The organism is Streptomyces sp. G-G2 (assembly GCF_030063135.1).
Taxonomy (GTDB): domain Bacteria; phylum Actinomycetota; class Actinomycetes; order Streptomycetales; family Streptomycetaceae; genus Streptomyces.
This window is the reverse complement of sequence record NZ_JASISO010000037.1, coordinates 76950-86761: the sequence shown is the minus strand read 5'-3', so window position 1 is coordinate 86761 and position 9812 is coordinate 76950. Positions and strand designations below refer to the sequence as shown.

Genomic DNA, 9812 nt, shown 5'->3' with positions numbered 1-9812 from the left:
GTCTTCGCCGACGGCGTGATCGTCGGCTCCGCCTTCGTGAAGCTGCTGCTGGACGCCCCCGACCTGCCCGCGGGCCTGGAAGCCGTACGGGCCCTGGCGGCCGAGCTTGCGGAAGGCGTACGCAGGAGCTGACGAACGCCGGATTCCGAACGGGTTGTGTAGCCCGTTCGAGTGGAAGTGGGAGCGGGGAGGCACGAGAGTGCCTCCCCGCTTCGTTTGGCGGGACGTGAGTGACAAGAACGACGGTGCGAACCGCGATGCGAAACGAACGGCCCGCGAGCGACTCCTGGTGGAGCGCGAGCGGCAGAAGAGCAAGGACAAGCGGCGCCGGACCCTGGTGGTCTCCGCGGCGGTCGTCGGTGTCCTCGGCCTGGCGGCCGTGGTCGGTCTGCTCGCGGCCAACAGCGGGAAGAGCGGCGCCGACCAGGCGAAGAGCGGCCCGGTCGTGGCCCCCTCGGGAGCCGCGGGCAAGGACGCCCTGGCGATCCAGACCGGCAAGGACACCGCGAAGTCCACGCTGACCGTCTGGGAGGACTTCCGCTGCCCCGCGTGCAAGTCCTTCGAGGACTCCTACCGCCCCACGATCAACGAGCTGGTGGCGAAGGGACAGCTCAAGGTCGAGTACCACCTGGTCACCCTGATCGACGGGAACATGACCGGCAGTGGCTCCGCGAAGGGGGCCAACGCGGCGGCCTGCGCCCAGGACGCGGGGAAGTTCCCCGGGTACCACGACGTCCTCTTCGAGAACCAGCCGAAGGAGGTCGACGACGCCTACGGCAAGAACGCCCGGCTGATCGAGCTGGCGGCCAAGGTGGACGGCCTGGACACCCCCGCCTTCCGCCAGTGCGTCGAGGGCGGGACCCACAACAGCTGGGTCGCCAAGTCGTACGACGCGTTCAAGGCCGCGAAGTTCCGGGGCACCCCCACCATCCTGCTCGACGGCAAGGACATCTTCGCCGACCAGGCCAATCCGCTCACCCCGGAGAAGCTGAAGGCGAAGGTCACCACCGCGGCGGGCGCGGGCCCGTCGGGGACGGGGGCTTCGGCGAAGCCGAGCGCTTCGACCGGGTCCTCGGGAGCGGAGGAGGGTGAGGACGCGCCGTCGGCGGCGGCGTCGGCGAAGCCGTCCCGGCACTAGGCGGTTCCTTCGGGGTCCGAGCGTTCGGCGGAGGTGCCGACCGCCCCGTGTGCGTCGCGAGGTGGTCGGCGGATGTGGGCAGGTGTGGGCAGGTATCGGCAGGTGTCGATTTGATGGCAGCTTGCCGGGTGGGTTGCGGTCACCACCGCCCGGCAAGGTAGCGTCAGGGCTGCCATGGAACTTGCTTACATCCCCAGCCCGTCGACCGGTGTGGTCCACCTCGGACCGATCCCGCTGCGCGGCTACGCGTTCTGCATCATCATCGGCGTCTTCGTCGCCGTCTGGCTCGGCAACAAGCGCTGGGTCGCGCGCGGCGGTCAGCCGGGCACGGTGGCGGACATCGCCGTGTGGGCGGTTCCGTTCGGCCTGGTCGGCGGACGCCTCTACCACGTGATCACCGACTACCAGCTCTACTTCGGCGAGGGCCGGAACTGGGTCGACGCCTTCAAGATCTGGGAAGGCGGCCTCGGCATCTGGGGCGCGATCGCGCTCGGCGCGGTCGGCGCCTGGATCGGCTGCCGCCTGCGCGGCATCCCGCTGCCCGCCTGGGCGGACGCGCTGGCTCCCGGTATCGCGGTGGCCCAGGCCTTCGGCCGCTGGGGCAACTGGTTCAACCAGGAGCTGTACGGTCGCGCCACCGACCTGCCGTGGGCGCTGAAGATCAGCGACGGCCCGAACCGGGTCGCGGGCACCTACCACCCGACCTTCCTGTACGAGTCGCTGTGGTGCCTGGGCGTGGCCGCCCTGGTGATCTGGGCCGACCGCCGCTTCACGCTGGGTCACGGCCGCGCCTTCGCGCTGTACGTCGCCGCGTACTGCGTAGGGCGCAGCTGGATCGAGTACATGCGGGTCGACGAGGCGCACCACGTGCTGGGCCTGCGGCTCAACGTGTGGACGTCCATCGTGGTCTTCCTGGCCGCCGTGACCTACCTGATCCTTTCGGCGCGACTGCGGCCGGGCCGCGAGGAGATCGTGGAGCCGGTCCGTCCCACCGCGGACGGCGGCGACGAGTCCACGTCCAAGGACGCCGGGACGAGCGAGGCCGCGGCGGGCGGCACGGCCGCCGTCGGCGCGGCGGTCCTGGACAAGGCCCCGGCCAAGGTCGGCGAGAAGCCGGGCGGCAAGGCCCCGGGCAAGGCGGCCGATGCCCCCGCCGACACCCCGGTCGATGCCCCGGTCGACCGGAAGCCCGAGGCCAAGAAACTCTGAGGGCCGGCCGGACGTTCCCTCGTCCGGGCCACCCGTGTCGCCCGGGCCACCCGCGTCACCGTGCTCCGCCGGATCCGATCCGGCGGAGCACACGCGTGTCCGCCCGCGGGCCCGGGGCGCTCGGCGCTCAGGTCAGTACCCGGGGCTCCCGCCGCGACAGCGCCATCACCCGCTCCGCGCCCGCCAGTACCGCCGGATCCACGAACCGCCCGTCCGGCAGCGCCTGCGCCCCCGGGGCCCGGCGGGCCGCCGCGACGATCTCCTCGGCCGCCGTCACCTCCGCCGCACCCGGCAGGTAGGCCCGCTCGATCACCGGGAGCTGGCGCGGATGGATCGCGGCCCGGCCCAGGAACCCCAGCCCCCGGCCCCGGACGCAGGACTCGGCCAGGGCCTCCAGGTCGCGGATGTCCGGGAAGACGGACTGCGGCGGGGGCGCGAGACCGGCGGCGCGGGAGGCCACCACCACCCGTGAGCGCGGCCAGTCCAGCCCCGCGTCCGCGCTCATGCCCAGGTCCGCCCGCAGGTCCGACTCCCCGAGGGAGAGTCCGCGCAGGGCCGGGTGGGCGCGTGCGATCTCGTACGCCCGTTCCACGCCCAGAGCCGACTCCAGCAGCGCGTACAGCGGCACTCCGCCGGTCCGGTCGGCGACCGCGCCGATCTGCTCCGGCGCGGTGATCTTGGGCAGGCGCAGTCCCGACAGCCCGTGCAGCCCGGCCAGCGCCGTCAGGTCGGCCCCGGCCCACGGCGTGTCCAGGGCGTTGATCCGCACATACACGGGGGTCGGGGGCCCGTGCTGGAGCAGCTCCGCCGTCGCCGCCCGGGCGTACTCCTTGCGGGAGACCGGTACCGCGTCCTCCAGGTCGACGATCACCGCGTCCGCGCCGGAGCGGAGGGCCTTCGCGACCACCTCCGGCCGGTCCCCGGGCACGTACAGCCAGGTCAGGATCACAGCGCTCCCTCGGTCCGCAGTAGGTCGATCTCCGCGCCGGACAGGCCCAGTTCGGCCAGGACCGCCTCGGTGTCCGCGCCGTGCGCGCGGCCCGCCCAGCGGATCGACCCCGGCGTCTCGGAGAGCCGGAAGAGGACGTTCTGCATCCGCAGCGGGCCGAGGTCCGGGTCGTCGACCTCGGTGACCGTGTCCAGGGCCGCGTACTGCGGGTCCGCGAACACGTCCCGTACGTCGTAGACCAGCGCGACCGCCGCCTGTGCCTCCTCGAAGGCCGCGACCACCTCGTCCGCCTTGTGCCGGGCGATCCACGAACCGACGGCCTCGTCCAGGACGGCGCCGTGCCCGGCCCGCCCCGAACCCGTGGTGAACCACGGCTCCTCGATCAGCTCCGGCCGCCCGACCAGCCGCACCACCCGTTCCGCGACGGACTGGGCCGAGGTGGAGACCGCCAGCCAGCGCCCGTCGGCGCTCCGGTAGGTGTTGCGCGGGGCGTTGTTCGTGGACCGGTTGCCGGTGCGCGGCTGTACGAAGCCCAGCTGGTCGTACCAGAGCGGATGCGGGCCGAGGACGGTCAGGATCGGCTCGATGATGGCCAGGTCGACCACCTGCCCGACGCCCGTGCGGTCGCGACCGGCCAGCGCCGCCATCACGGCGTACGCCGTGGTCAGCGCGGCGATCGAGTCCGCGAGCCCGAAGGGCGGCAGGGTGGGCGGCCCGTCCGGCTCCCCGGTCATCGCCGCGAACCCGCTCATCGCCTCGGCGAGGGTGCCGAAGCCCGGCCGGTGCGCGTAGGGGCCGAACTGCCCGAAGCCGGTGACCCGGGTCAGTACCAGCCGGGGGTTGACGGCGGACAGCTCCGCCCAGCCCAGCCGCCACTTCTCCAGGGTCCCGGGGCGGAAGTTCTCGATGATCACGTCCGACGCGGCGGCGAGGCGCAGCAGCACCTCCCGCCCGCCCGGGGTGGACAGGTCCAGCGTCATGGTCCGCTTGTTGCGGCCCAGCAGCTTCCACCACAGCCCGATGCCGTCCTTGGCCGGGCCGTGACCGCGCGAGGGGTCCGGGCGGACCGGATGCTCGACCTTGAGCACGTCGGCGCCGAAGTCGCCCAGCAGGGTGGCGGCGAGGGGCCCGGCGAAGAGGGTGGCGAGGTCGAGGACGCGCAGCCCGGCGAGGGGTCCGGGGGTGGCTTGGGGGCCGGTCACGGGCGGGGTGTCGGCTCGGGTCACGGGCGGGGCCCGGTTCCCGCGAAGGCGTCGGTCTCCGCGCGCGACGGCATCGAGTCCTGGGCACCGGCCCGCTGGACGGACAGCGCGGCCGCCGCCGAGGCCCAGGCCAGGGCCGCACGCATGGTGCGCCCCTCGCCGAGCGCCACGGCGAGTGTGCCGACGAAGGTGTCCCCGGCCGCGGTGGTGTCCACGGCCCGGACCCGGGGCGCGGGCACGGTGTACGGGGCCTGTCCGCGCGCCGCGTGCAGGGCCCCGGCCGACCCGAGGGTGATCACCACTTCCGGTACGTCGTGCAGCAGGGCGTCCGCCGCCCGCCGCGGGTCGGTCAGCCCGGTCAGGATGGCCGCCTCGTGCTCGTTGGGTACCAACAGGTCCGTCAAGGCGAGGAGTTCGGCGGGCAGGGGCTGGGCGGGGGCCGGAGTGAGGACCGTACGCACTCCGTGTGCGCGGGCGGCGCGGGCGCCCGCCAGGACCGCGGTCAGCGGCAGTTCGAGCTGGAGGAGCAGGGAGTCCGCGCCGGCGATCCGGGACTCGTCGCCCGTCTCCAGGCCGGTGACGCGGGAGTTGGCGCCGGGGATCACGACGATCGCGTTGCCGCCCTCGTCGTCCACGGTGATGTGCGCGGTGCCGCTGGCGCCTTCGACGGTGCGCAGGGCTGTCGTCGCGACCCCGGCGGCGCGGAGCGCGGCGCGCAGCCGTACGCCGAACGCGTCCGCGCCGACCGCCCCGATCATCGTCACCTCCCCGCCGCTGCGGGCGGCGGCGACGGCCTGGTTGGCGCCCTTGCCGCCGGGGACGGCGCGGAACTCGCGGCCGGTGACGGTCTCCCCGCGGCGGGGGGCCTTGGGGACGTAGGCGACGAGGTCCATGTTCGTACTGCCGAGCACGGCGATGGCCGTCATGAGCGTGCTGCCTCCTGTGCGGTGAGGTGGGCGAGGGCGTCGAAACCGATGCCGTCGAAGCCGGGCACGCTGGTGGCGAGCCGGTTCTTGAGGGGGGCGGTCCAGCGGTGCGGGATCCGGTCGGGCGAACCGGCGAGCAGGCCCGCGAGCGCGCCCGCGGTCGCGCCGTTGGAGTCGGTGTCCCAACCTCCGGACACGGCGCGGCAGATGGAGTGGGTGAAGTCGCCGTCGGCGTGGGTGAGGGCGGCCGCGATCAGGGCGGTGTTGGGGACGGCGTGCACCCAGTGGTAGTGGCCGTAGCGGTGGTGCAGGCGGTCGGCCACCTCGTCGAAGTCGCGGTGGGCGTGCGCCTCGCGGATGCCGAAACGGACGGCCTCGGCGAGGCGGGAGCGGGGCGGTACGACGGCCAGCCCGGCGGCGAGGGCGCCGTGCACGTCGGCTCCGGGCCGGCCCGCGGCGGCGGTGGCCGCGGCCACGAACAGGGCGGCGTACACGCCGTTGCCGGTGTGTGTGAGGGTCGCGTCCCGGTAGGCCTGGGCCGCGGCTCCGGCCGGGTCGCCGGGGTGGGTCCAGCCGTGGACGTCGGCGCGGATGAGGGCGCCGATCCACTCCCGGAACGGGTTGTGGTGGGTGGCGGTGGCGGGCGGCTCCAGGCCGAGGAGCAGGTTGCGGTACGCGATCCGCTCGGCGGTGAAGGTCCGCCCGGCGGGCAGCTCGTCGAGCCAGAGCCGGGCGACGTCGGCGCTCGTGAAGCGTCTGCCGTGGCGCTGGAGCAGAAGGAGGTTCAGGAGGGGGTAGTTGAGGTCGTCGTCCTCGGGGGTCCCGTCGATGTTCTCGGCGAGGGAGGTGGGGGCGGAGCGGCGGTTCCAGGGGTACGCGGCGAGCAGGGCCGGGGGTACGCCGCGTGCGGTGAACCAGTCGTCCAGGGGCCAGTTCCCGGCGGCCCGGGCGAGCGCCCGGATCCCCGCGAGCGGCACCTTCTCGACGGGCTTGCCGAGCACACAGCCGACGGCCCGGCCGACCCAGGCGGCCTCCAGCCGGGTGGCCTCCGGCGGGGGTGGCGTACGGCCCCCGGCGGCGGGGTGCGGGTGGCCGCGCGGGGGCGCACCGGTCCGGGGTCGCACGTCGCCCGGGGCGGACCCGGAGGGAGCGAGGGCGCAGGCCCCGGGCGGGGGCTCGGGTCCGGTGGGGGGCTCGGGGCGGGTGCGTACCTCCATGGGTGCGGTCCCGGAGTCTCCTGCGGGCCGTCCCGGGGCGGCGGTGCCGGGTCCGGCCACCGGGTGGGCGCCCGTTCCGCCGGGCGGCCCGCAGGGGGACGGCCAGGTGGCCGTGATGGCGGGCCAGGGGTCCGGCTCCGCCGAGGTGGAGGAGGGTGGCCGGGGGAGCGCGGCCAGGGCGGTCAGCAGGCGGTCGGCGAGGGCGCGCAGCTCCGGGCGGCCCGGGCCCGGGGAGGCTCCGGCGCGGGGCGGGGCCGGGTGGCCGCCCGCCGCGAACCAGGCGCGGCGCAGCGGTTCGGCCGCCGGGCCCCGCCCGTCCTCGGCGGCCTGCCGCAGCTCGTGCCCGACCAGATCCTCGGGCTGCGCCCAGGTCAGCCCCACGCGCCCCGCGTCGGCCGGAGCCGCGCGATCCGCACCCGGCCCGAGGGGTGTGGCCGCCACCGGGGCGTGGGCGGGGCTCGCGCCCAGGACCGTGCCGGTCAGCCCTGCGGCCGGGGCGTGGGCTCGGGTCGTGGACGGAGCCGGGCCGGTGCCCACTGGTGGGCTGAGGGGCGGGGTCGGGTTCGGGGGCGCCGGGTCCGGGGTCGGGGGCGTGTCTGTGTCTGGGCGCGGGGACGGACGCAGGTATGGACGCGGGGGCGGGGAGTGGGTCATGCGGGGGCGGCGATCGATGCGAAGGCCGATTCGTGGGCGCGGCGGCGGGCGCGGTCCCGGGCGAAGACCTCGCGAGCCACTCGGGCCAGGGCCGCCGCCGGGGCGTGCAGGTCAAGGCGGCTGGCCTCGGCCACCCGTTTCGCCCAGGCCTGCGGTACCGCCGCCTCCCCGCCCAGGGCGCCCGCCAGGGCCCCCGCCATGGTGGCGATGGAGTCGCAGTCACGCCCGTAGTTCACGGCGCCCAGCACGGAACCCTCGTACCGCCCGTCCGCGACCAGCAGCATCCCCAGCGCCACCGGCAGTTCCTCGATCGCGTGCAGCCGGGACGGCCGCCGGGCGCCGAGCGAGGGCGCGCGGTAGTCCGGGCCGACCGAGTCGTACGGGGCCACCGCCGCCCGCAGCGGTGCCAGCGCCGATTCGAAGTCCCGGTGCGGGGCGGCCGTTTCGGCCACCGCCTCGATCGCGGCCCGCGTCCCGTCCTTGGCCAGGGAGAGCGCCGTACCGACCACCGACGCGGCCGTCGCCCCCGGCACGCACGCCGCGGCCACCGCCGCCGCGAAGACCCCGGCCGCTTCCCGCCCGTACGAGGACTGGTGGGCGCCCGCGATGTCCAGCGCCTCCGCGTACGCGCCCGCCGGGTTCCCCGCGTTGACGATGCCGACCGGCGCCATGTACATCGCGGCCCCGCAGTTGACGACGTTGCCGCTGCCCGCCTCGCGCGGGTCCACGTGCCCGTAGTGCAGCCGGGTCACGATCCACTTCTCGGCGAGGAAGATCCGCTGGAGGGGAAGGGCCTCTGCTTCGAGTTCCGGGATCCACCGGGGGTTCGTCATCAGGTCGGGGACCAGGTGGTCGGCGACCGCGTAGGCGTCGAGGTGGTCGCCGACCGCCTCGTACACGCGCACCAGTGCGTGCGTCATCAAGGTGTCGTCCGTGACGTGCCCGTCGCCCTTGTGGTAGGGCGCGATCGGGCGGGCGGTGCGCCAATCCTCGTACCAGGGACCGACGATGCCGTGCACCCGGCCGCCGTGCCGTTCCACGATCTGGTCCGGGGACCAGCCCTCCACCGGGCCGCCGAGCGCGTCCCCGACGGCGGCGCCGACCAGGGCGCCGGTCGCCCGGTCCTCAAGAGTGAGCGTCATGTCCGAATCATCCCCTGGGGGTGGTGGGAGGTGAGTTCCGTCCGGGCGAGCAGCGCGGCGAGTTCGACGAGGTCGGTGCCGGCGAGGCGGGGCAGCGCGCAGCCGGACAGGGTGCGGCAGGCGTCGCGCCAGGCCGCCGGGATCGAGTCGCCCCCGCCGAGCGCGCCGGTCAGTGCCCCGGCGAGGGCGGGGGCCGAGTCGGCGACCCGGGACAGGCAGGCCGCCGCCGGCACCGCCTCGGCGACGCGGCCACGGGCGGCGGTGGCCAGGGCGAGGGCCACGGGGACGGTCTCGGCGGCGGCGATGCCGTAGCTGTAGACGTGGTCCACGATCTGGTGCTCCAGCAGCGGAACGATGGCGAAGGCACCGGCTCCGCCGTCGGCGCGGGCGAGCTGGACGGCGTGCCGGGCGTTGCGGCCGATCTCGGTCGCGGCGGGCAGCTGGGCGAGCGCGGCGTCGACGGCGGCGTCGGTGCCCGCGCCGGTCAGGGCGGTCGCGATGGCGGCGGCCATGGCGCGGGCGCCGTGCACCCCGTCGCCGTCCTGGCTGTAGCGGGCGTCGAACTCGGCGAGGTCGGCGGCCGCCGCCGGGTCCCCGGGGTGGACGACGGCGAGGACGCAGGCGCGGATGCAGGCGGCGTCGTCGAAGTAGTGCGGGTTGTCGTGGCCGGTGGCGGGCGGGCGCAGGCCCGCGGCGAGGTTGCCGAGGCCCGCGCGTACGGAGATCCGGGCGCGCAGGGGCAGTACGGCCGACTCGACCTCGGGGGCCCGGTCGGCGGCCGCCGCGACCTCACTGGCCAGGGCGTTCCAGGCCAGGTCGATGGCGGCGCGCATGCGGCGGGACCGGGAGAGGTCGCTGAGCAGGGCTCCGGCGGCGCTGAGGACGGACTCGGCGGCGAAGGCCGCCCACTCGGCGTCGTCGCTCGGGCCGAGGCGCAGGGGTTCGGGGGGCTGGTTGAGGGCGATGGGGACGGGAAGGGTGGTGGTGGCGTTCTGCTCGGCGAAGGTGTCGAGCTCGCGGGTGAGGCGGCGGGTCCACTCGGGCATGCGGATGGCGCGGTGGCGGGCCGCGGGCCAGCCGGCCGCGTCGCCGGCGGCGAGCCCGAGCAACAACCCCTCGATCCGCCGCCCCCCGGGCCGTGCCCCTGCCGCGCCTCCGCTCCCGGGCCGGGCTCCTTGCGTACGGGCTCCCGCGCGGGGGAGGTCCGTGTCCTGGGCGGCGCCGGGCCCGGCGGGGCGGGCCTCCGCCCGGGGCTGGCCGACGGAACCGGTGCCGGTGGCGGCCGTACGTTCCCCCGCGCGGGAGGCGTTCCCGTCGCCCGGGGCCGGGGCCGGGGCCGGGGGCGGGGCCGGGGCCGGAGTGGAGGTGGGGCCCC

General features: G+C 75.8%; 8 protein-coding genes and 1 pseudogene. 3 read left to right on the top strand and 6 right to left on the bottom strand.

Features of this window, described 5'->3' with window-relative positions:
- The 3 genes and pseudogenes from QMF80_RS26745 to lgt form a co-directional block, all read left to right on the top strand.
- Positions 1-132: pseudogene (locus QMF80_RS26745) on the top strand (tryptophan synthase subunit alpha); the annotation flags it as partial.
- A 94-nt stretch (positions 133-226) separates the two neighbouring features.
- A complete protein-coding gene (locus QMF80_RS26740) occupies positions 227-1138 on the top strand; it encodes a DsbA family protein (RefSeq protein ID WP_283457683.1) in 912 nt (303 codons plus the stop codon).
- Between the two features lie 174 nt (positions 1139-1312).
- A complete protein-coding gene (lgt, locus tag QMF80_RS26735) occupies positions 1313-2347 on the top strand; it encodes a prolipoprotein diacylglyceryl transferase (protein ID WP_283457682.1) in 1035 nt (344 codons plus the stop codon).
- 127 nt (positions 2348-2474) lie between these two features.
- Here lgt and QMF80_RS26730 read toward each other — a convergent pair whose 3' ends face one another.
- The 6 genes from QMF80_RS26730 to QMF80_RS26705 form a co-directional block, all read right to left on the bottom strand.
- Positions 2475-3296: an HpcH/HpaI aldolase/citrate lyase family protein gene (locus QMF80_RS26730; protein WP_283457681.1), complete on the bottom strand. Its 822-nt coding sequence runs from the start codon at positions 3294-3296 to the stop codon at positions 2475-2477.
- A complete protein-coding gene (locus QMF80_RS26725) occupies positions 3293-4498 on the bottom strand; it encodes a CaiB/BaiF CoA transferase family protein (RefSeq protein WP_283457680.1) in 1206 nt (401 codons plus the stop codon). The genes QMF80_RS26730 and QMF80_RS26725 overlap by 4 nt, the downstream gene beginning before the upstream one ends.
- A 20-nt stretch (positions 4499-4518) precedes the next feature.
- Positions 4519-5424, bottom strand: coding sequence for a ribokinase (rbsK, locus tag QMF80_RS26720; RefSeq protein WP_283457679.1), 906 nt, complete (start codon positions 5422-5424; stop codon positions 4519-4521).
- Positions 5421-6977 carry an ADP-ribosylglycohydrolase family protein gene (locus tag QMF80_RS26715; protein ID WP_502962922.1) on the bottom strand — a complete coding sequence of 519 codons (1557 nt, stop codon included), beginning with the start codon at positions 6975-6977 and terminating at the stop codon, positions 5421-5423. The genes rbsK and QMF80_RS26715 overlap by 4 nt, the downstream gene beginning before the upstream one ends.
- 314 nt (positions 6978-7291) lie before the next feature.
- Positions 7292-8437 carry an ADP-ribosylglycohydrolase family protein gene (locus QMF80_RS26710; RefSeq protein ID WP_283457678.1) on the bottom strand — a complete coding sequence of 382 codons (1146 nt, stop codon included), beginning with the start codon at positions 8435-8437 and terminating at the stop codon, positions 7292-7294.
- Complete coding sequence (locus QMF80_RS26705) at positions 8434-9558, bottom strand: ADP-ribosylglycohydrolase family protein (protein WP_502962921.1); 1125 nt, start codon at positions 9556-9558, stop codon at positions 8434-8436. The genes QMF80_RS26710 and QMF80_RS26705 overlap by 4 nt, the downstream gene beginning before the upstream one ends.
- Positions 9559-9812: the final 254 nt, after the last annotated feature.

Excerpts from the sequence above, each read along its gene's own strand:
- lgt (WP_283457682.1), top strand. The coding sequence starts at position 1,313 with ATGGAACTTGCTTACATCCCCAGCCCGTCGACCGGTGTGGTCCACCTC.
- rbsK (WP_283457679.1), bottom strand. The coding sequence starts at position 5,424 with ATGACGGCCATCGCCGTGCTCGGCAGTACGAACATGGACCTCGTCGCC.
- QMF80_RS26710 (WP_283457678.1), bottom strand. The coding sequence starts at position 8,437 with ATGACGCTCACTCTTGAGGACCGGGCGACCGGCGCCCTGGTCGGCGCC.